Here is a 21,594-nt window from a genome sequence, read left to right on the forward strand (position 1 = left end):
AAGAGGCCACCCATTGGGTGGCCTCTTTGTCTTTATGGATAGTGACCATGAATGATAGCGACCAATTGCTATGCCGGCTGGCAGCCCCGCTCAGGATTGCAGCAAACTCAGGGCCGCATTGGGGCGACTGTTTGCCTGACTCAAAATCGAAGCACTCGCCTGCTGCAAGATTTGGGTGCTGACCAAGCGCGCCGATTCCACAGCCATGTCGGCATCCCGGATCCTTGAGCGGGCAGCACTGAGGTTCTCATTGGCATTGGCCAGATTGCGTCCCCGTGAATCCAGTGCGTTGGCCTGGGCGCCGAGCCGAGAGCGCTGAACACCCAGCTGTTTCATACCCGCATCCAGCGTTTTGATTGCTCTGCTGGCGTTGTCGTCACTCAGAACATCAATGTTATCAACGGTATATTTCTTTTTGTCCTCTTGATAAAAGCCAAGCGCATTCAAGCTCGATCCCTGCATATCAATATTGGAATACTTGTCGCCTGATGAATGTAGTTCCATCTGACCGATATACGTTGTCGGTGTGACATCGGGCAACAGAGAGCTCAGAGAAGCATTGCTGATCACCGGAGGCGCCGGTGGTGCTGGCTGTGGAGGGGGCGTGGTGCCATTGGCCAGCGCAAGGCTGTTGCCCTGAGCGCTATGCATGGTCAATGCATTGCTGGCAGGATTGCTGTTGTTGGAGGCACTTACATAAAAACCCAGACCTGCCGATTGAGCAGCATTGTTGATGCGTTGAACCACGGTTGCCATGATGGCACTATTTTTCGTTGTCGGATTAACCGGATCCCATCCGGTCATATCAATGCCCGTAGTCAAATCCACAGAGTGACCCGCCACATCGATATAGGAGGGTAATGCGGATAAATCGACTGCGGAAGCCACTGAAAATGGCAGTTGTTGCGCTGTTACCGGCCCCTGATTATTAGGAAAGGTGGTGCTATTGATATCTGCAACGAACGCTTCCAGGGTGGAATAGTCCTTGTCAAAGGTCACGCCGTTAAGCGTGACAGGCTGAGATGAAAGCTTGAGATCAGCAATGTCATACGCCCCCGGCTTGCTGCCTGCGGGGCTGCGGGCTTGCCACTCCATCTCGCCCAGATTTTTGGTCTGGGCATTGAGATCGGTAATGACGGTATTCTGCCCTGCATAGGCACCGACCGAGAAGATGCCTTTGTAACCTCCCGCCAGCAGCTCCTGCCCGGCAAACCGGGTGCCTGTGGCAATCCGGTCCATCTCCAACTGCAATTGCTTGAATTCGGCATTTAGTGCCACGCGATCCTCTGCCGTATTGGCACCGCTTCCCGACTGCAATGCCAGAGTGCGCATCCGCTGCATCAGATTCACCGACTCATCGAGCGCACCGTCGGCCACGTTGATCACCGAGATCCCATCGTTGGCATTGCGGATCGCCGTGTTGGTCCCGTTGACTTCGCTGGTGAGGCGATTACTGATCTGCAAGCCTGCCGCATCATCGGCGGCACTGTTGATACGCAGTCCGGATGAGAGCCGTCGATATACCGAGTCCAGCGTGTTGGATGATTGACCAAGGTGGCGTGATGCATTGAGTGCAGAAATATTGGTGGCGATGGTGAGTGACATGGACAGCTCGATACAGGAAAGATTCAAAATGGTCTTCCCCACTATCGACATCATCAAATGACTCTTTAGCGAAAATCACTATAAAGTAAGGTTAAAACGCTTTATTGACTACATTTTGCGCACATGACAACCAGCATTTAACACAAAACAAGCATAACCAACTGTGGCATATTAGATAAGCAGCGCGAAACGCCAACATTGAGATTCTGCAAAACCTGCATATGCAACACTCGGTCGTTGTCCAGACGTACAATTCGTCACTCCGCCATATACCAGCAAAGGCTGGCTTAGCCGCCCTATTGCACATAGAATGTGGCCCCTTTTCTTTCTACCATCGGCAAACATCCATGAGCGCTTCCATCTATCTCGTCAAAGGCCGCGAAAAATCCCTGCTGCGTCGCCACCCCTGGATCTTCTCCAAGGGGATTGAGCGGGTTCAGGGCAACCCCATTGACGGCGATACCGTCGAGATCTATGCCAACGATGGCAAGTGGCTCGCCCGTGGCGCCTGGTCAGGCAGTTCCCAGATCCGTGCCCGGGTCTGGACCTTCGACAAGGATGAGACCGTCGATCTCGACTTCTTTATCCGTCGTCTCAAATATGCGCAGGAGTCTCGCGATCCGCTGATCAAGCGTCAGGGTCTCACCGGTTATCGCCTCTGCGCCGCCGAATCCGACGGCCTGCCGGGTCTGACCATCGACCGTTATGCCGATTTTCTGGTGTGCCAGATCCTCTCTGCCGGTGCCGAGTTCCAGCGTGAGCTGATAACGCAAGCACTGCGTACCCTCTACCCAGAGTGCAGCATCTATGAGCGCTCCGATGTGGCAGTGCGCAAGAAGGAAGGGCTGAAAGAGCGCACCGGCGTTATCTATGGCGAGACCCCGAACGAGCCGGTGGTCATCGAGGAGAATGGCGGCGTCAAGATCCTGGTGGATATTCGCAACGGTCACAAAACCGGTTTCTATCTGGATCAGCGGGATAACCGTCAGGCTGCCGCCAAGTACACCGAAGGCAAGCGGGTGCTCAACTGCTTCTGCTACACCGGCGGGTTTGGCGTTTATGCCCTCAAGGGCGGCGCCAAGGAAGTGGTCAACGTCGATCTCTCCCAGAATGCGCTGGATATCGCCCGCCAGAACGCCGAGCTGAACGGGCTGGATACCAGCAACACCCAGTTTGTCCGTCACGACGTGTTCAAGTTGCTGCGTGAATACCGCGAGAAGGGCGAGAAGTTCGATGTCATCGTGCTGGACCCGCCTAAATTTGCCGAGAGCAAGGCGCAGCTGCTGGGTGCCTGCCGCGGCTACAAGGACATCAACATGCTGGCGTTCCAGCTGCTGGCGCCGGGTGGCGTGCTCTTGACCTACTCCTGCTCCGGCCTGATGGAGCAGAGCCTGTTCCAGAAGATCGTTGCCGATGCGGCGCTCGATGCCGGTCGCGATGCCCAGATCCTGGAGCTGCTCTCCCAGGCCTCCGATCACCCCATCGGTACCGCCTATCCGGAAGGCTTCTACCTCAAGGGTCTGGTGGTACGCGCCCGCTGACCGGCCGTCATCTTCCCTTGTGATCAATCAGGCCCCTTGCGGGCCTGATTGTTTTGCTCGCGCCGTATAGGCCTGAGCCTGACGCTCGCCCCGATTCCACCTCTCTGCTTTATGGGTGTTCTCTCTCCTCTTCTTTCCCTGCCTGCGTCCCACGTCTTTATCTGTTTAAATTTTTTTGCACAATAACTGCGCATTTATGATTCAAATCACACCCGTATGACTCTCTTTTCCGTAGTGTGATCCCGCCTGCGGCAGCCAAGCTGGGGCAACCGTCCTATCAGGATTGATGGACGGTACAACAACAAAAATCGATGTCAGGCCAAGCTGAACATCACAAGGGATCCCGTTATGAATCAATCATTGCCGCTGTTAACGCCGCTGCGGGGCATCGCTGCCCTGATGGTGGTGCTGTTCCATGCCCGCTTGTTGCTCTTTCCCCAGTGGATGGAGTCGATCGCAAGCCACACCCAACTCATCGAGAATGGCTACCTCTGGGTCGACCTGTTCTTTATTTTGAGCGGCGTGGTGCTGGCCCATGTCTATGGCGAGGCCTTCACCCGCACGCCCCGCACCGTGGGCTATGGCCGCTTTCTCTGGCTGCGGCTGACCCGCGTCTACCCCCTATACCTGGTGACCCTGTTGTTGCTGGTTGGCTGGGAGCTATACAAGGCGCGGCACGGGGTGGGCTTCTATGCTGGCCCCTTGTTCAAGATGTGGGAGTGGGAAGGGATGCCCCCCTTCGGCTCCCCCTTCACCCCGGCCGAGGCGCTGCCGAGCGCCTTCCTGCTGCTGCAGGTGGTGACCGATCACGGGCTGACCTGGAACTTCGCCGCCTGGTCGCTCAGCGTAGAGTGGATCAGCTACCTGCTGTTCCCGCTGCTTATTCCGCTGGCGGTCACCCGCAGTCGCTGGAACCATCTCGCCCCCCTGCTGGCGCTGACGGTGCTGGCCTTTATCGTGCACAGTCGCGGCACCCTGGATGTCACCAGCGGCGCGCTGGCGGTGGGGCGCGGGGTGAGTGAATTTGTGCTCGGCCTCTGGCTGCTGCCGAGGGTCAAGGCCGCGCAAGGCTTGCCCATGATGAAGCATGATCTGCCGCTGCTGGTCGCCTTTGTGCTGCCCTTCGCGCTGATGCAGTTCACCATGACGCCGCAGCTGACCCTGCTGCTGATCGGCTCCTACGTGCTGCTGATCTGGATTGCCGCCTGCCAAGGCAATCGCCAAAGCCCGCTGCTTCGCTTCCTGGATAACCGCTTCACCAACTGGCTGGGGGATCTCTCCTACTCCATCTATCTGCTCCATGCGCTGGTGCTGCTCACCGGGTGCGAGCTCATCCACTATCTGGCGCCGGGGATCACCGAGTGGTGGTATGGCCAGACCAACCCGCTGCTGGGGGTTGTGGCCACCTTGCTGATGCTGGCAGTGCTGATCGGCCTCTCGGCATTGAGCTACAACCTGCTGGAGCGACCACTGCAACGGCGCCTGCGCCGCTGGGGCAAGTCACGGCAACCGGCGCTGGAGCAAGCCGGATAAGCTAATCTCGCCATGTCTGGATGAGTTGACGGCTTTATGCCAACTCATCCAGTACCAGTTCATCCAGACTGCTCATCACCCAGGCGCTCGGGTGCTGGCTAAATCCGAGCTTGGGGTAGTACGCCACCGCCTGCGGCGCGGCCAGCAGGCTCAGCTTGCAGCCCGGCTGCAATTGCAAAAACGTCTCGCGAATAAGGACTTTGCCAATCCCCTGTCCCTGCACTGACTCGGCTACCGCCAGATCCGAGAGGTAGCAACAAAAATGAAAATCAGTCACCGAGCGAGCCACCCCGACCAGGGTCTCGCCCTGCCAAGCGGTGATCAGCAAATTGGCGTTATCCAGCATGCCCTGCAGGGTGGCCGGCTGGTCCAGCGGCCGTCTCGCCCCCAGCGAGGTCTGCGCCAACAACGCCGCAAACTGCGCCGTGGTGATGGGGTGGTTAACCAAAAATGTGGTGGACACTAAGCTCTCCTGTTGTAGATCGGCGGTTGCGTGCTGTTGGTCTCTTTGGCGTTCTTTATGCTGCATCTGTACTGCAATCAATCAGCCAGCGCCGGATCCAGACCGATGACAGGCAAGTGCGGGCAATTCCCTGCTGTTTATGTGAATTCCTGTTCGAACCCCAAGGGGCAAATGTGGCATAATGCCCCGTCCTGTGGCCCTTGGCGGGGCTGCGCTGGCGCACCTTGTCGCCCTTTTCTTCCCCGTCCGGCCTGGCAGTCTTTCATAACTGCCAGTCATCGCTGCCCCTGTTGGCACCGAGGCCACCCATATTTGCGGCTTCTTGTCATTCTCTCTACAAGGCCGCCCATTGATCAAGACGGCTCCACAGAGCCTCTGCTCTGTTTGCAAATAAAGGGGTAAGTATGTCTTCCATTCGTCTGACCCAATACAGCCACGGCGCTGGCTGTGGCTGCAAAATCTCTCCCAAGGTGCTCGACACTATCCTCAAGAGCCAGATCCCGGGCTTCAACGACCCGACCCTGATCGTTGGCAACAGCAGCAAGGATGACGCGGCCGTGGTCGATATCGGCAACGGTCAGGGCATTGTCTCCACCACCGACTTCTTCATGCCTATCGTCGATGACCCCTTCACCTTTGGCCGCATCGCCGCCACCAACGCCATCAGCGATATCTACGCCATGGGCGGCAAGCCCATCGTTGCCATCGCCATCCTCGGCTGGCCCATCAATACCCTGGCGCCGGAAGTGGCCCAACAGGTGATCGACGGCGGCCGTCAGGTGTGCCACGAAGCGGGCATTTCGCTGGCCGGTGGTCACAGTATCGATGCCCCCGAGCCCATCTTCGGCCTCGCGGTCACCGGTATCGTGCCTCTGGATGCCATCAAGCAGAACGACACCGCCAAGGTGGGTGACACCCTCTATCTGACCAAGCCCCTTGGTATCGGTATCCTCACCACCGCCCAGAAGAAGGGCAAGCTGAAGCCGGAACACGAGCAGCTGGCCCCCAACGCCATGTGCACCCTCAACAAGATTGGCCAGCGCTTTGCCGAGCTGCCGGGTGTGCACGCCATGACCGACGTGACCGGTTTTGGTCTGGCGGGCCATCTGCTGGAGATGTGCGAAGGATCCAATGTCAGCGCCCGCCTCGACTTCAAGGCGCTGCCGCTGCTGGACGAGGTGGATTACTACCTCACCGAGGGCTGCGTCCCGGGTGGTACCCTGCGCAATCACGACTCCTACGGCCACAAGCTCGATGCCATGGACGATCGCACCCGCAACATCATGTGCGATCCGCAAACCAGCGGCGGCCTGCTGGTCGCCGTGGGTAAAGAGAGCGAAGCCGAGCTGCTCGCCATCGCGCGCGAAGCTGGCCTTGCGCTCTCACCCATCGGCCAGATCAAGCCCCTTGAGGGCTCCCGCTTTATCGAGATTGTCCAATGAGTGAATTGCCACTGGCCACGGACTACGCCCAACTCTTTTTGGACGATGTGCCGTTGATTGATGTGCGCGCCCCCATCGAGTTCAAGGAGGGGGCCTTCCCCTGCTCGACCAATCTGCCCTTGATGACAGACGATGAGCGCGCGCAGGTGGGGACCTGCTTCAAGAAGCAGGGTCAGGCCGCCGCCATTGAGCTTGGACACAAGCTGGTGGGGGGAGCAGTACGTGCCGAGCGACTCGAAGGCTGGCTGGCGCAGTTGCGCCAGCAGCCCGATGCCGTGCTCTACTGCTTTCGCGGCGGCCTGCGCTCGCAAACAGTACAACAGTGGCTGGCTGAAGCGGGGGTGACTCGCCCCCGCGTCGCCGGTGGCTATAAGGAGCTGCGCCGTTTTCTGATCGACACCCAGGACAAGGCCTCTGCCGAGTGTCACTGGAGTGTGCTGACCGGCATGACCGGCTCCGGCAAGACCCACATGCTCGATCAGGTGACCCAGGCGCTCGATCTGGAGGGGCATGCCCATCACAGGGGCTCGTCGTTTGGTCAACTGCCCGGCGGCCAGCCCAGCAACATCAATTTTGAAAACAACCTCGCCATCGAGCTGCTCAAGCGCCGCCATCAGGGCGAGCATGCCTTCGTGGTCGAGGATGAGAGCCGGCTGATTGGCCGTTGCTGCCTGCCCCTCTCCCTCCATGAGGCCATGAGTCAGGCACCGCTGGTGGTGGTGGATGTACCGCAGATCGATCGGGCCGAGCAGATCCGCGAAGATTACGTGCACGATCTCTGGCTGCGCTATCAAGCCATGTATGGCCAAGAAGCCGGTTGGCCGCTGTTTGCTGCCTACCTCACCGATGCGCTGGCCCGCCTCAAGCGCCGTCTTGGCGATCAGGCCCACCGCGAGCTGGATGCCCTGATGCAGACCGCCCTCACCGAGCAGGAGAAGAGCGGCGATACCGGGCTGCATCTGGCCTGGATCACGTTGCTGCTGACCCGCTACTACGACCCCATGTATCTCTACCAGCTTGGCAACAAGCAGGAGCGCATCGTGTTTCGCGGTGACAAGCAGGCCTGTCTCGACTATTTCGCCGAGCAGCATGCCAGCGCGCTGCGCGGCTGACCCATCCCAAGCGAGGAACTCTATGTTGAAATTCGAGGTGATCCCGGTCACCCAGTTCGCCCAGAACTGCTCCCTCATCTGGTGTGACGAGACCCATCAGGCGGCCCTGATCGATCCGGGCGGCGAAGCGGACAAACTGCTGGCGGCAATCGCCAAACGCGGCCTGACCCTAACCCACATCCTGCTGACCCACGGTCATCTGGATCATGTGGGTGCCGCCGCTGCTCTGCGGGAAAAGACCGGCGTCGCCATCACCGGCCCTCATAAGGAAGACGCCTTCTGGCTCGATATGCTGCCCCAGCAGAGCCAGATGTTCGGCTTCGCCCATACCCCCGCCTTCACGCCGGATCGCTGGCTTGAGCAGGGTGACAAGGTGCAGATTGGCCACTGCGAGCTGGATGTCTACTTATGCCCCGGCCACACCCCGGGCCATATCGTGCTGCTGAACCAGGCCGAAAAACTCGCCTGGGTCGGCGATGTGCTGTTTGCCGGCAGCATAGGCCGTACCGACTTCCCCCGAGGCGATCACTCGACCCTGATCAAGTCGATCACCGAGACCCTGCTGCCGCTGGGTGACGAGATCGTCTTTATCCCGGGCCACGGCCCCGCGAGAAGGCGAGCAACCCCTACCTGACCCAGCCTATCTGGTGATCAAAAAAGGCAGCGGTATTAGCCGCTGCCTTTCCTCTCTTCTCTCTTTTTTTATTTCCCATTCCGGGCCATCCGGCCATGTGCTAACACTTTGTTTTCCCCAAATCGGCATGCCCGTTTTTACCTTTCGCCCAATAAAAATCCCCACCCGAGGGTGAGGATTGATTTATAGGTGCAACCGTCAGGTGGCTTATTGTGCCAGCAGGTGACCGACCAGCTCATGACGCCACCCTTGCAGCAACATCGGCTTGTCGCTGCGGGCCCGCTCTTCGTCGTTCATCCGCCAGCTCCAGGTGAAGTACTGGTGAATGATCTTCTTGCTGGCAATCAGCTCGGGCGGAATATTGCTCGCCTTGGCCTTCTCTTCCACCATGGCTTTGATGCGCTTGAGCTCGGCCTTGTACTGGGGAAAGTCCACCAGCCGGCGAATGGGCTCAGGCCAGCTGTCAGGATCGCTCTGCTGCGCCTTGGCGACGATATCGAGCATCCGCTTGCCGTGGATCTTGATCTCGATGGGCGAGAGGCCGAGCTCGTTGAGATCCCGCAGGGAGGCAGGACGACGCTCCGCCACCTTGAACAGGTGCAGCTCTTTCACCACAAAATTGAGGGCCAGATCGCGGCGCACCGCCTCTTGCTGGCGCCAGGCGGCCAGCTCGCGCAGAATGGCGAGCTCGCGGCGACCCAGTTGCCAGGCGTTGACGATTTCAAGATATGCCTGACGGGGATCGCTGCCCTGGGTCTTGCGGGCGGAGTGGTTTTGGCACTCCTGCTCGAACCAGGCAAACTTGCCGCTTTCCCGCAGTTTGGCCATCACCTTCTCGTAGAGCGGCATCAGGTAGAAGACATCCGCTGCCGCGTATTCGAGTTGACGTGGCGTAAGCGGGCGGGCTAGCCAATCGGTGCGCGCCTGATCTTTTTCCAGCTCGACCCCGAGGAATTCATTCACCAGCGCACCAAAGCCGACCGAGACGCCGTAACCGAGAAAGGCGGTAGCCAGCTGGGTATCGTGCATCTGGTTGGGCAGGTGGCCCGCCTGATGCTGGATAAGCTCCAGATCTTCGCCAGAGGCGTGCAGGATGGCGATCTGCCCTTCCCGGCCCAGTCGCTGCCAGAGGGCGGAGAGATCCAGCGTCAGCGGATCCAGCAGAGCCAGATGCTCGCCGTCATAGATCTGGAACAGGCCAAGCTGGGGGTAGTAGGTACGGGTGCGAACGAATTCAGTATCGATAGCCAGGGGAACGTCGGCCAGAGAAGCGAGATACTGCTCAAGTTCGTCTTGTTGAGTGATAAGTTGATAGTGCATCTGTGCCTGCGCGGTTGATCAGGGCCAAAAAGAAAAAACCGTGGGATGACCCACGGTTTTGCATAACGACGGTGCTGGTTTGCAGAGGGTTCTGCAGCCGCAGTCCGGTTATTGCTTGGCAATCTCCTCGTCGCGCAATACGCGGCGCAGGATCTTGCCCACATTGGTCTTGGGAAGTTCGTCACGAAATTCTACCAGTTTCGGCACCTTATAGGCAGTCAGATGTTTGCGGCAGTGGGCAATAATCTCGTCCTCCTGCAATTTTGCATCTTTCTTGACCACAAAGATCTTCACCAGCTCACCGGAAACCTTGTGCGGTACACCGACGGCGGCCACTTCCAGCACTTTCGGGTGCAGGGCAACGACATCTTCGATCTCGTTCGGATAGACGTTGAAACCGGAGACCAGGATCATGTCCTTCTTGCGGTCAACGATCTTGAAGAAGCCCTGCTCGTCGCACACCGCGATATCACCGGTACAGAGCCAGCCATCCTGCATCACTTCGGCAGTGGCCTCCGGGCGCTGCCAGTAGCCCACCATCACCTGCGGGCCACGAACCTGCATTTCGCCCGGGGTGCCGAGGGCGTGGATCACCTGACCGTTGTCATCTACCAGACGGATCTCGGTAGAGCAGACCGGCAAACCGATGGAGCCGTTGTAATCGGTCAGATCGTAGGGGCAGACGCTCACCAGTGGCGAACATTCGGTCAGGCCATAGCCTTCCAGCAACGGAGTGTCGGTCAGTGTCTTCCACTTCTCAGCGACCGCGCGCTGCACCGCCATGCCGCCACCGATGGTCAGCTTGAGCTTGTCAAAGGCGATCCCCTGAAACTCTTCATTGTTGACCAGCGCATTGAACAGGGTGTTCACGCCGGTAATGCAGGTAAACGGGTACTTCTTGATCTCTTTGACAAACCCCGGGATGTCGCGCGGGTTGCTGATCAGCAGGTTGTAACCGCCGATACGCATAAACAGCAGGCAGTTCACGGTCAGGGCAAAAACGTGGTAGAGCGGCAGCGCGGTGACCACGAACTCCTTGCCGCGCTCCAGCATGGGGCCATAGACGCCGAGGCACTGCTCGACGTTGGCAATCATGTTGCGATGGGTCAGCATGGCCCCTTTGGAGAGGCCGGTGGTGCCACCGGTGTACTGCAGGAAGGCGAGATCGTCGTTGGTGATCTCCGGCTTGATGTACTGCAGGAAACGCCCCTTGGAGAGAGCCTGACGCATGGTAGTGGCGTGGGGCAGATTGTATTTCGGCACCAGCTTCTTGACGTACTTGACCACGAAGTTGACCAGGGTGCCCTTGGCCAGACCCAGATTGTCACCCATCCGGGTCAGGATAACGTGCTTGATCGGGGTGTCGTAGACCACCTTTTCCAGGGTATGGGCGAAGTTGGAGACGATGACGATGGCTTTGGCACCGGAGTCTTTGAGCTGATGCTCCAGCTCGCGCGGGGTATAGAGCGGGTTGACGTTGACCACGATCATGCCGGCGCGCAGGATGCCGAACACGGCGATGGGGTATTGCAGCAGGTTAGGCATCATCACCGCAACCCGATCCCCTTTCTCCAGCTTCAGCTCGTTTTGCAGATAGGCAGCAAAGGCGCGGGACTGCTCTTCCAGTCGGCGGTAGGTGATGGTTTGGCCCATGTTGACGAAGGCGGGCTGATCGGCAAACTGGGTCACCGAGGATTCGAACATCTCGACCAGGGAGCTGTATTGGTCTGGATTGATCTCGGCGGGGACCCCTTCCGGATAACGTTTCAGCCAGACTTTTTCCACAAACTTCTCCTGCATAACTAGCACCTGTGCGCTCACTGTGTTGCCTCCGTCCCGGTTCACATCCATTTTAATCGGTTGTTTTAAGCTGATGCTCTAATGCCGCACATATTTACACAGCGCAACATCAATTAACAGCAAATTAACAACGGAAAAATGTGAGGGAGAAAACAAACCTGGAATTATTGAAAGCTGGCGATTCTACCGAACTTGACAAAACTTTACGATACAAACGGCCGTATCAACCGAATTTTCCATATGAAAATGGTGGTTTCCACCCAATATGACCCGTTCGATCTGCTGGAAGGCATCCTGACGGGCCTGCCATTGGGCTTCAAGCGCAGCAAAGCCCTGCTCCCCTTGAATTAACAGAACCGGACAGCGGATAGCCGCCATCAATTCACGAGCTTGTCCTTCGCTCATTCTCAAAGGCGACAGATCCCGCAAACGGGGATCGCTGCGCCAGTGCCAGCGCCCTGCCCGCTCTTCAAGCTGCCGCTCACAGATAAGACGCGCCGACTGCGGCGTGATATCCGCCACTTTGCAACGAGCGGCGACAGCCTCATCGATGGAGACAAAACCGTTGGCACTGCGCTCCCGGGTGCGACTGCGGTTTAAAATCGCACGTCGCAGCTGGGCAGGTACCTCCTCATCGGGCTGACTGAGCGGGCCCAGCCCCTCCAGCATGATCAACCGCTCCACCTGTTCGGGAAACACCCCGGCATAGGCCGAGGCGATCAACGCCCCGAGGGAGTGACCGAGCAGAGTGAAGCGTGACCAGCCCGCCGCCTGCACGATCTGGTAGAGATCGTCCAGCCAGTCGACAAAAACATAAGGGGTGGTCTTGTGATCGGAGTGACCGTGCCCCGGCAGATCGACACAGATGAGGTGAAAATCCCCCAGATGCGGCGCCAGCGGCAAGAAGCTGGCACTGTTGTCGAGCCAGCCGTGCAGGGCAATCAGCAGGGGTTTGCCCTGCTGAGCCTGATCCGCGAGTTGATTCTCAAGCAGGGCCACCTGCCGACCATCTGCCAAGGTGAGCAGACGTTCGTGCAGAGTGCTTTTGATGCTCTTGATCATGGCAAGCCTTAGCGACGCAGCGGCCGTCTCGGCCAGAAGGGATCATAGAAGGGGTCATAGAAGTAGGGGTCCATATAGCGTACCTCCACCTCTTTGACTGGCGGCCACAGCTTGCTGCCCGTCACATTGAGCACAGAGAAGCGGTACTTGTGCTCGCCAATCTGGCTATCAACCGGTTGGCCTATGGTGCCGAGCACCGTCAGGCTGCGCCCCTTGGCGTAGAGGGTCGGATCGACAAAACCCTTCATGATGGCCAGAAAACGGCCCGGGCTCTGCTCGGTCTGCTCCGGCACACCGTTGGACTTGAGCGGCAGATAGACCACTTCAATAACGCTCTGATCCGCCTTGTTGTGCACCGCCGAGATAACGCCGCTCCAGCGGGCAGGCTTGCCCTCCATTCCGCCGAGGGCCGGCTGATAGGCCACCAGCTGGTTTTCAGGCTCATAGGCCAGCTCCTTGGGAACCGAGCTACAGGCCCCGAGCAGCAGGGCCAGCGCCCCGACCACCATAGTGCGTTTCATCATGTCGCTTCTGGTATTACGCATCATGTCACTCTCCTGTTGCCGGCGTGGCCCGTCGGGCCATCCGCTTTTATTGCAGCTGATGAGCGGCAAGAGCGACATGCTGTCAGTGCTCCTGCCCTTATTCGCGACCCGGCAGTTTTTTCCAGGTCACCTTGTCACGCAAATAGACCGGCGTTGCTTGCTCCACCGGCACCGCCTCTCCCGCCAGCCAGGCGGCGCGGGCCAGCGGCAGCATGTCTTCTGCCGCCGGGAAGCGCACCTGACTCACCGCCAGCTCATCGGCCAGACCACTCAGGGTCTCGCCATAGGTTTCAAAACCGGTGCCGACGCAGGTCACCCGACCAGCCAGCTTGCCACGGACGTCAACCAGCGCCACGGGATCGCTCACCACCTCGTCCCCCACCAGCTGCATGCGGCCATCAATCAGCTCATAGCGGCCGAAATAGACCTCGTTCATCCGCGCATCGATGGCGGTCAGCACCTGCTCGGCGCCATCCAGTCGATAGGCGCCTTGCGCCATGGCGGCCAGGGTTGAGATGCCAATCAGCGGCACACCTGCACCAAACGCCAGACCTTGCGCCACACTGATGCCGATCCGCACGCCGGTAAAGGAGCCCGGGCCGCGGCCGAACGCAATGGCATCGAGGTCACTCAAACTTATCCCGGCATCCTCTAACACAGCCTGAACCATGGGCAGGATTTTTCGGGTGTGATCCCGTGGCGCCTCCTCCCAGCGGGAGAACAGCTTGTCACCCACCAGCAAGGCGGCGGAGCAGGCTTCAGTGGCGGTATCAACGGCCAGGATCTTCAACTCATTCATGCTTTCCAATCTCTATAAAATCAGTCAATTACATAACCGGCAAGCGAGATATGCTCACCCGTTGTTCAAATCTGTTAGCTGGCGGCACACTTATTCACCGCGTTCAGTGCGATCGAAAAAACTCCCCAACGTTCCCAACTCCCGGGTGCGAGGGATGGCGGGCAGACTCTTGATAAAGGTGGCGCCGTAAGGCTTGTTGACCATTCGGGGATCACAGATCACCAGTACACCGTGATCACTGCGATCACGAATAAGCCGCCCCACCCCCTGTTTGAGGGCAATCACCGCCTTGGGCAACTGCAGCTCGGCGAAGGGATCGCCCCCCTTGAGCTTGCAATCATCCACCCGCGCCTTGAGCAGCGGATCATCAGGGCTGGCAAACGGCAGTTTGTCGATGATAACACACGACAACGCCGCCCCTCGCACGTCGATCCCCTCCCAGAAACTGCTGGTCGCCACCAGCACAGCGCGGCCATTCTCGACAAACTCCTTGAGCAGCCGCTGCTTGTTGTCCTCCCCCTGCAGCAAGACGGTACGGCCAATCTCCCGGCGCAGCACCTCGGCCACCTGACGCATCACCTGATGGCTGGTGCAGAGGAAGAAACAGCCACCCGGCGTCTTGTTGATAAGCGGGATCATCAGATTGGCCAGTTGCTCGCCACGGCCAAAGGCGTTGGGCTCCGGCAGATAGCGGGGCACACAGAGCCGCGCCTGCTCGCCATAGTCGAACGGGCTGTCGAGAATAAGCTCGGCGCTGCCCGCCAGCCCCAGCTCGGCCTTGAAGTGGTCAAAACGCATATCCACCGTCAGGGTGGCGGAGGTGAAAACCCAGGCCACTTCCGGTCTTTGCACCTCGGCACTGAATCGCTCGGCCACCGACAGCGGCGTCAGATTGAGGGTGAAATGAAGCCGTGAGCAGTCGTACCAGTAGGAGAAACCGGTCTGGTTGACCGCCAGCACCTCGCCAAGACGGGTGCGCAGTTCACTGATGCGCTCGAAGGCGTGATCCAGCTGCTCGCCACGACCGAGAGCCAGTTTCAGCACTTCGTAGCAGAGCCCGATGGCATCGTTGAGACGAGCCAAAGCCTGCCCCCAGAGCGGCTGGCGCAACATGTCGCGGGTATTGCCGCGACCACCATCCACCCCGAAGGCGAGACGCAAGTCCTGACTGGCGATAGCAAGCCGGTCTGCCGCCTTGCCGAGCTGGGCCATGTCATGCGCCTCTGCCCGATAGGCCAGCTGGATATCCTGCGCCAGATCCTGAATCGTTCGGCTGCCTACCGACTTGCCGAAGTAGTTGGTGGCGATCTCCGGCAGCTGGTGCGCCTCGTCAAACACATAGACTTGCGCTTCGGGCACCAACTCGCCAAATCCGGTGTCTTTCACCGCCATATCGGCGAAGAAGAGGTGATGATTGATCACCACCACCTGGGCATCCATGGCGCGGCGTCGGGCCACCACCAGATGGCAATCGTCGTAATAGGGGCAATCTCGACCGAGGCAGTTGTCGTTGGTGCTGGTAACGTGGGCGAGTATCTCGGCGTTCTCCTGCAATCCCGGAATATCCCCCACATCGCCATTATCGGTGGCGGTGGACCAGGATTTGACCTTCACCAGATCGTTCAGGATTTCAGGCTTTTGCAGATGGGATTCGCTCAAGAGCCGGTTCATCCGCTCGATGCAGAGATAGTTGCTGCGCCCCTTGAGCAAGGCCACCGGCGGGGTGTAGGAGAGCGCCCCTGTGATGGTCGGAAGATCCCGATAGAAGAGCTGCTCCTGCAGGTTCTTGGAGCCGGTACTGATCACCACCCGCTTGCCGGATTCCAGCGCAGGGACCAGATAGGCGTAGGTCTTGCCGGTACCGGTCCCCGCCTCCACCAGCAGACGGCCACCACTTTTGATGGCGCGCTCGACCGCTTCGGCCATCTCCAGCTGGGGAGCGCGGGCTTTGAAACCGTCGATATGGCTGGCCAGAGGGCCATCTGGCTTGAACAGGGTCTGGATGGTCAAAAAAGGGCGTCCCGCAGCAAAAGCGGCCATTATGCCAAAAGCACGGCAAAAGCGGGACAGATAATCTGTTCAGACGAACAGATCGATCTGATGCTCGGGGTCCGGCTTGTGATCACCCTCCTCCGCCTTGGGCTGATCACGCTTGGCGGGCGTGCTATACGCCTGCTGGCGCTGCTGGGAGTCACTGTTGTCAGTGCTGGTCTTGCGCAGCTGGTGCTTTTTGCTGATCTGATTCACTTCCCGCTTGATCTCTTCGCTGCCGGGCGCAGCGGGCGCCCGGGGCAAAATGGGGAACAACAGGTCCTGGCTGGGCATGATGGCGACTCCTGCAGGGGTTATTGTCTAGTTATCGACCAGAAAACCGTTTTCGCCACTTTAATCGATCAAATCACAATTTCGGGTTGCATTTTCTGTCAAGGCAGGTAGTTTAAATCAGGCGTCAATTACGACATCTTATTTTGTAAAGGATTGATTACATGAAGTTCACCACCCTGAAGACTCATCACCACCATCATCATCCCGACTAGTCTTTCAGGAGGTTGACTGCTGGAAGACACTTAACTGGTGACTTCCAAAAGGACCGCAAGATTCATAAACCCTCGGAAGCACCCACTTCCGAGGGTTTTTTCGTTTTTGACTAGAAGGAAATCGAGCAAATGGAAACACAACGTCTGCGTATCGCCATGCAAAAGTCCGGTCGTCTGAGCCAGGACTCCCAAGCCCTGTTCAAGAGCTGTGGCCTCAAGATCAACCTGCGCGAGCAGCGCCTTATCGCCCATGTCGAGAACATGCCCATCGATATCCTGCGGGTGCGCGATGACGATATCCCGGGGCTGGTAATGGAAGGGGTGGTCGATCTTGGCATCATCGGCGAGAACGTGCTGGAAGAGGTGCAGCTGATCCGCGCTTCTCAGGGTCAGCCCTTTGCGGTCAAGACTCTCAAGCAACTCGATTTTGGCGGCTGCCGCCTCTCGCTGGCGGTGCCGGAAGACGTAACCTACACAGGGCCAGAGAGTCTGGCCGGTAAACGCATCGCTACCTCCTACCCCGGGCTGCTCAAGCGCTTCTTCGACGAAAAGGGTCTCAGCTTCAAGAGCGTGATGCTGGGCGGTTCGGTGGAAGTGGCACCGCGCGCGGGTCTCGCCGATGCCATCTGCGATCTGGTCTCCACCGGCGCGACCCTGGAGGCCAATGGCCTGAAAGAAGTAGAGGTGATCTACCGCTCCAAGGCGGTGCTGGTGCAGGCGCCCAACCCCTTGTCCGATGCCAAGCAGAAGATCATCGACACCCTGCTGCCCCGCATTCAGGGGATGCAGCAGGCGCGCGAGAGCAAGTACATCATGCTGCACGCCCCCAAAGACAAGCTCGATGCCATCACCGATCTGCTGCCGGGTGCCGAGCGCCCCACCATCATGCAACTGGCCGGTGACACCAATCAGGTGGCCCTGCACGTCGTCTCCAGCGAGACCCTGTTCTGGGAGACCATGGAGCAGCTCAAGGCGCTCGGTGCCAGCTCCATTCTGGTGCTCCCTATCGAAAAGATGATGGAATAAGGAAGGGACATCATGCAGACCCTGATCTGGAAGACCCTCTCCCCCGCCCAGCAGGCCGACGTGCTGACTCGGCCCGCCCTCAATGACGAGGCCGATATAGGTGTCGTGGTGCGGGATATCATTGCAGCGGTACGCAGCCGGGGCGACGAGGCCCTGCGCGAGCTGAGCCAGCGCTTCGAGCGCGCCCCCCGTGAACAGTTGCGCGTCAGCGAGGCCGAGATTGAAGCCGCCTGTGCGCGGCTGGATGATGAGATAAAAAGCGCCATCGAAGCGGCCATTGCCAATATTCGCACCTTCCACGCCGCGCAAGTGCAGCCAGTGGTACGGGTGGAAACCCAGCCCGGGGTGGTGTGCGAGCTGCGCACCCAGCCCATCAGCCGGGTCGGCCTCTATGTGCCGGGGGGCAGCGCACCGCTCCCCTCCACCGTGATGATGCTGGCCATTCCGGCCGCTATCGCCGGTTGCCGTGAAGTGGTGCTCTGCACCCCTTCCCCCGCCAGCGACGAGATCCTGTTTGCCGCCCGCGCCTGCGGCGTCGAAAAGGTGTTCGCCATCGGCGGTGCGCAGGCCATCGCCGCCATGGCTTACGGCACAGAAAGCATTCCCAAGGTGGACAAGATCTTCGGCCCGGGCAACGCCTATGTGACCGAAGCAAAGGGACAGGTTTCCCGCGACTGGCGCGGCGCCGCCATCGACATGCCCGCTGGCCCCTCCGAGGTGCTGGTGATTGCCGACGAGAGCGCCAACCCGGCCTTCGTGGCGGCGGATCTGCTCTCCCAGGCCGAGCATGGCCCAGACAGTCAGGTAGTGCTGGTCACCACCTCGCCGCTGCTGGCCGATGCCATCGCTGGGGAAATCAAGAGCCAGCTGGCCAAGTTGAGCCGCCGCGATATCGCCGCGCAGGCGCTCGGCAGCAGTCTGGTGATCCTCTGTGATGATCTGGCCGAGGCGTGCGCCATCTCCAACGCCTATGCGCCGGAGCACCTGATCGTGCAGACCCGCGCCCCGCGCGATCTGCTGGACCTGCTTGAAAATGCCGGTTCCATCTTTCTGGGAGCATGGACACCAGAATCAGTGGGCGATTACGCCAGCGGCACCAATCACACCCTGCCAACTTATGGCTATGCCCGCACCTGCTCGAGCCTTGGCCTCGCCGATTATCAGCGCCGCTACACGGTGCAGGAGCTGAGCGTCGAAGGTATTCGCGGCCTTGGCCCTATCGTTGAGCGCATCGCCGAGGCCGAGGGGCTTGATGGCCACAAAAATGCCGTCACCCTCAGGTTGAACGCCCTGGCCGCCGCGCCCCAACCAACAGCACAGCAGAAGGATTTGTCATGAGCATTGCCAATCTGGCGCGCCGCGTGGTGCGGGCCCTCACCCCTTATCAATCCGCCCGCCGTATCGGCGGCAATGGCCACGTCTGGCTCAATGCCAACGAAGCACCGCTGGCCTATCCCTTCACCATCGAGGGAAGCCGTCTCAACCGCTACCCCGAGTGCCAACCGGCCGAGGTGGTGAACGGCTATGCCGCCTACGCTGGAGTCAATCCCGATCAGGTGCTGGTGAGCCGTGGCGCCGACGAGGCCATCGAGCTGCTTATTCGCACCTTCTGTGAAGCGGGTGAGGATCAGATCCTTATCTGCCCGCCCACCTACGGCATGTACGCCATCAGCGCCGAAACCTGTGGCGTGGGGATTGTTGAGCAGCCGCTGACCGCCAGCCGCCAGCCTGACTGGCCTGCCATCGCCGATCGCCTCAGTGACGTAAAGCTGGTGTTTCTCTGCTCCCCCAACAACCCCACCGGAGATCTGGTTGGTCGCGACGGCCTCACCACCCTGCTGGAAAAAGCGCGGGATCGTGCCATCGTGGTGGTGGACGAGGCCTATATCGAGTTCTGCCCGGAAGCATCCGTAGTGGACCTGCTGGCCCGCTTCCCCAATCTGGTGGTGACCCGCACCCTCTCCAAAGCCTTTGCACTGGCGGGGATCCGCTGCGGCTTTACGCTGGCGAGCCCCGAAGTGATCGCCATGCTGGCCAAGGTGATCGCCCCCTATCCCATCCCCGAGCCCATCGCCCAGATCGCGGCGCAGGCCCTCTCCCCCGTGGGGCTGGAGCTGATGCGCGAGCGAGTGGTGGAGCTCAACAAGCAAAAAGCCGCCTTCAAGACAGAGCTGGCCAAGCTTGCCTGCGTTAAAGAGGTGTTCGAGGACAAGGGCAACTTCGTGCTGGTGCGCTTTGTGGATGGCGCAGCCGTCTTTGCTGCCATGAAGGCCGCCGGCATCATACTGCGAGATTTCTCGACCAAACCAGGCCTTGATAACAGCATTCGCGTCACCATCGGCTATCAGGGCGAGATGGATGCCGTACTGGCGGTACTGCGTGATCTGCCCTCTCCCTCTCTTTAAAACAAGGATGTAGCGATGAAGACCCCGTTTTTGTTTATCGACCGCGACGGCACCCTGATTGAAGAGCCGGTGACCGACAAGCAGGTGGATAGCCTCGCCAAGCTGCGCTTCGAGCCCATGGTCATTCCGGTGTTGCGCGAGTTGCAGGCCGCTGGCTACGTGCTGGTGATGGTGACCAACCAGGACGGACTGGGCACTGCCAGCCTGCCGCTGGAGAACTTCCAGCCGCCCCACGACCTGATGATGCACCTGTTTGAATCGCAAGGGGTGAAGTGGGAACAGGTGCTGATCTGCCCGCACTTCCCCACCGACGGCTGCAGCTGTCGCAAGCCCCACCTCGGGTTGGTGAAGGAGTACCTCGCCTCGGGCCGCATCGACTTTGCCAACTCCTTCGTGATTGGTGACAGACAGACCGATCTGCAGCTGGCCGAGAACATGGGCATTGGCGGTATTCGCTACCACCCGCAGGATCACGACTGGCTTGCCATTCGTGATCAGCTGCTCTCCAAGGGCCGCGTAGCCTCGGTTGAGCGCAACACCAAGGAGACCCGCATTCAGGTAGCAGTTGACTTGGATAAGAGCGGCGGCAACCAGATCGCCACCGGTATCGGCTTCTTTGATCACATGCTGGATCAGATAGCGACCCACGCCGGTTTCCAGCTCAAGCTGAACGTGAGCGGCGATCTGCACATCGACGATCACCACACGGTAGAAGATGTAGGGCTGGCGCTGGGTCAGGCGCTGCGTCAGGCCCTTGGCAACAAGCGCGGCATCGGCCGCTTCGGCTTTGTGCTGGCGATGGACGAGGTGCAGGCAGTGATCGATGCGCGCCCGCTGACAGAGCAGGAGGTGAGCACAGCGCTGGATTTGAGCGGTCGTCCCTACTTCGTGTTTGACTGCCCAAGCGGCTTTGGTCGCGACAACGTGGGCGAGATGGCCACCGAGATGGTGCCCCACTTCTTCCGCTCTTTGTCGGACGCCATGGCCATCACCTTGCAGATGAAGGTGGGCAGCGGCAACACCCACCATCAGGTGGAAGCGCTGTTCAAAGGCTTTGGCCGCGCCCTGCGTCAGGCCATTCGGGTGGAAGGGAGCGAGCTCCCCTCCAGCAAGGGAGTGCTGTGATGGATGTGAGCAAGCAGAAGCTGGTCATTATCGATACCGGCTGTGCAAATCTGGCCTCGGTCAGAATGGCGTTCGAACGCCTCGGCGTGCAGCCGCTGGTCTCCAGCCTGGCAGCCGATATCGAGCAGGCCGACAAGCTGATCCTGCCCGGTGTCGGCACCGCGGTGGCCGCCATGAAAAACCTCAACGAGCGCGGGCTGGTGCCCCTTATTCGCGCCGCCAAACAGCCGCTGCTGGGCTTTTGCCTCGGCATGCAGATGCTGGCAGAGGCCTCCGAAGAGAGCATGGGTACGGATGACTCGTCAGAGCGGCTTATCGACTGCCTTGGCATAGTGCCGGGCAAGATCCGGCTGATGGAGGTCGGTAATCTGCGGCTGCCCCATATGGGCTGGAACCAGATTGAGCATGACGAGACCCATCCTCTGCTCAAGGGGATCCCGAGCGGCAGCTACTTCTACTTCGTCCACTCCTATGCGCTGGAGGTAACCGAAGCGACGCTGGCGACCTGCGACTACGGACAGCCGTTTACCGCCATCGTCGGTGGGGTTGCAGAGCACAGCAACTTCTTCGGCGCCCAATTCCACCCGGAGCGCTCAGGCGCAGCCGGTGCCCGTTTGCTGCAAAACTTTCTGGAGCTGTGACTAG

General features: G+C 59.6%; 18 protein-coding genes, 1 pseudogene and 1 other annotated feature. Of the genes and pseudogenes, 10 read left to right on the forward strand and 9 right to left on the reverse strand.

The annotated features are described in order from the left end of the window. Nucleotides 1-90: 90 nt before the first annotated feature. Nucleotides 91-1,659 carry a flagellin N-terminal helical domain-containing protein gene (locus ACTG1P_RS02920; RefSeq protein ID WP_440000437.1) on the reverse strand — a complete coding sequence of 523 codons (1,569 nt, stop codon included), beginning with the start codon at nucleotides 1,657-1,659 and terminating at the stop codon, nucleotides 91-93. A 293-nt stretch (nucleotides 1,660-1,952) separates the two neighbouring features. Between ACTG1P_RS02920 and ACTG1P_RS02925 the strand changes: the two genes are divergently transcribed. Further along, nucleotides 1,953-3,146 carry a class I SAM-dependent methyltransferase gene (locus ACTG1P_RS02925; protein ID WP_005336736.1) on the forward strand — a complete coding sequence of 398 codons (1,194 nt, stop codon included), beginning with the start codon at nucleotides 1,953-1,955 and terminating at the stop codon, nucleotides 3,144-3,146. A gap of 348 nt (nucleotides 3,147-3,494) precedes the next feature. Continuing rightward, nucleotides 3,495-4,679, forward strand: coding sequence for an acyltransferase family protein (locus ACTG1P_RS02930; RefSeq protein ID WP_440000438.1), 1,185 nt, complete (start codon nucleotides 3,495-3,497; stop codon nucleotides 4,677-4,679). 34 nt (nucleotides 4,680-4,713) lie between these two features. Here ACTG1P_RS02930 and ACTG1P_RS02935 read toward each other — a convergent pair whose 3' ends face one another. Next, nucleotides 4,714-5,142: a GNAT family N-acetyltransferase gene (locus tag ACTG1P_RS02935; RefSeq protein ID WP_440000439.1), complete on the reverse strand. Its 429-nt coding sequence runs from the start codon at nucleotides 5,140-5,142 to the stop codon at nucleotides 4,714-4,716. 404 nt (nucleotides 5,143-5,546) lie between these two features. Here ACTG1P_RS02935 and selD point away from each other — a divergent pair, with 404 nt between their 5' ends. From selD to ACTG1P_RS02950, 3 genes and pseudogenes are all read left to right on the forward strand, one after another. Continuing rightward, a complete protein-coding gene (gene selD, locus ACTG1P_RS02940) occupies nucleotides 5,547-6,584 on the forward strand; it encodes a selenide, water dikinase SelD (protein WP_064336017.1) in 1,038 nt (345 codons plus the stop codon). Next, nucleotides 6,581-7,696, forward strand: a complete 1,116-nt coding sequence (gene mnmH, locus ACTG1P_RS02945) for a tRNA 2-selenouridine(34) synthase MnmH (protein WP_440000440.1) — start codon at nucleotides 6,581-6,583, stop codon at nucleotides 7,694-7,696. Before selD ends, mnmH begins: the two co-directional genes overlap by 4 nt. A gap of 22 nt (nucleotides 7,697-7,718) precedes the next feature. Then, nucleotides 7,719-8,347: pseudogene (locus tag ACTG1P_RS02950) on the forward strand (MBL fold metallo-hydrolase). A gap of 190 nt (nucleotides 8,348-8,537) precedes the next feature. Here the strand turns inward: ACTG1P_RS02950 and rnd are convergent. From rnd to ACTG1P_RS02985, 7 genes are all read right to left on the reverse strand, one after another. After that, entirely contained in the window at nucleotides 8,538-9,650 is a 1,113-nt protein-coding gene (rnd, locus tag ACTG1P_RS02955) for a ribonuclease D (protein ID WP_019446433.1), read from the reverse strand. 108 nt (nucleotides 9,651-9,758) lie between these two features. Further along, nucleotides 9,759-11,435 carry a long-chain-fatty-acid--CoA ligase FadD gene (gene fadD, locus ACTG1P_RS02960; RefSeq protein WP_085942148.1) on the reverse strand — a complete coding sequence of 559 codons (1,677 nt, stop codon included), beginning with the start codon at nucleotides 11,433-11,435 and terminating at the stop codon, nucleotides 9,759-9,761. A gap of 198 nt (nucleotides 11,436-11,633) precedes the next feature. Next, nucleotides 11,634-12,512 carry an alpha/beta fold hydrolase gene (locus tag ACTG1P_RS02965; protein ID WP_440000441.1) on the reverse strand — a complete coding sequence of 293 codons (879 nt, stop codon included), beginning with the start codon at nucleotides 12,510-12,512 and terminating at the stop codon, nucleotides 11,634-11,636. 8 nt (nucleotides 12,513-12,520) lie between these two features. Further along, entirely contained in the window at nucleotides 12,521-13,036 is a 516-nt protein-coding gene (locus ACTG1P_RS02970) for a Slp family lipoprotein (RefSeq protein ID WP_019446435.1), read from the reverse strand. A gap of 118 nt (nucleotides 13,037-13,154) precedes the next feature. Beyond that, nucleotides 13,155-13,856: a tRNA (adenosine(37)-N6)-threonylcarbamoyltransferase complex dimerization subunit type 1 TsaB gene (gene tsaB, locus ACTG1P_RS02975; RefSeq protein WP_005336751.1), complete on the reverse strand. Its 702-nt coding sequence runs from the start codon at nucleotides 13,854-13,856 to the stop codon at nucleotides 13,155-13,157. 90 nt (nucleotides 13,857-13,946) lie between these two features. Next, nucleotides 13,947-15,866 (reverse strand): ATP-dependent DNA helicase, encoded by a 1,920-nt coding sequence (locus ACTG1P_RS02980; protein WP_440000442.1) that lies wholly within the window; start codon nucleotides 15,864-15,866, stop codon nucleotides 13,947-13,949. 69 nt (nucleotides 15,867-15,935) lie between these two features. Beyond that, the gene (locus tag ACTG1P_RS02985) at nucleotides 15,936-16,181 is read right to left on the reverse strand and encodes a hypothetical protein (protein WP_005336755.1); all 246 of its coding nucleotides are present in this window, start codon (nucleotides 16,179-16,181) and stop codon (nucleotides 15,936-15,938) included. Between the two features lie 187 nt (nucleotides 16,182-16,368). After that, nucleotides 16,369-16,497 (forward strand) — a sequence feature (His leader region). Between the two features lie 25 nt (nucleotides 16,498-16,522). Between ACTG1P_RS02985 and hisG the strand changes: the two genes are divergently transcribed. The 5 genes from hisG to hisH are packed head-to-tail and all read left to right on the forward strand — an operon-like array spanning nucleotide 16,523 to nucleotide 21,590. Then, nucleotides 16,523-17,419, forward strand: coding sequence for an ATP phosphoribosyltransferase (hisG, locus tag ACTG1P_RS02990; RefSeq protein ID WP_440000443.1), 897 nt, complete (start codon nucleotides 16,523-16,525; stop codon nucleotides 17,417-17,419). A 12-nt stretch (nucleotides 17,420-17,431) separates the two neighbouring features. Beyond that, nucleotides 17,432-18,757 (forward strand): histidinol dehydrogenase, encoded by a 1,326-nt coding sequence (gene hisD, locus ACTG1P_RS02995; RefSeq protein WP_440000444.1) that lies wholly within the window; start codon nucleotides 17,432-17,434, stop codon nucleotides 18,755-18,757. After that, the gene (gene hisC, locus ACTG1P_RS03000) at nucleotides 18,754-19,824 is read left to right on the forward strand and encodes a histidinol-phosphate transaminase (RefSeq protein WP_440000445.1); all 1,071 of its coding nucleotides are present in this window, start codon (nucleotides 18,754-18,756) and stop codon (nucleotides 19,822-19,824) included. Before hisD ends, hisC begins: the two co-directional genes overlap by 4 nt. Nucleotides 19,825-19,839: 15 nt before the next feature. Further along, nucleotides 19,840-20,949: a bifunctional histidinol-phosphatase/imidazoleglycerol-phosphate dehydratase HisB gene (gene hisB, locus ACTG1P_RS03005; RefSeq protein ID WP_440000446.1), complete on the forward strand. Its 1,110-nt coding sequence runs from the start codon at nucleotides 19,840-19,842 to the stop codon at nucleotides 20,947-20,949. Next, a complete protein-coding gene (gene hisH, locus ACTG1P_RS03010; protein WP_368175308.1) occupies nucleotides 20,949-21,590 on the forward strand; it encodes an imidazole glycerol phosphate synthase subunit HisH in 642 nt (213 codons plus the stop codon). The genes hisB and hisH overlap by 1 nt, the downstream gene beginning before the upstream one ends. Nucleotides 21,591-21,594: the final 4 nt, after the last annotated feature.

It is taken from the genome of Aeromonas sp. 11P (assembly GCF_051920165.1).
GTDB classification, from domain to species: domain Bacteria; phylum Pseudomonadota; class Gammaproteobacteria; order Enterobacterales; family Aeromonadaceae; genus Aeromonas; species Aeromonas veronii.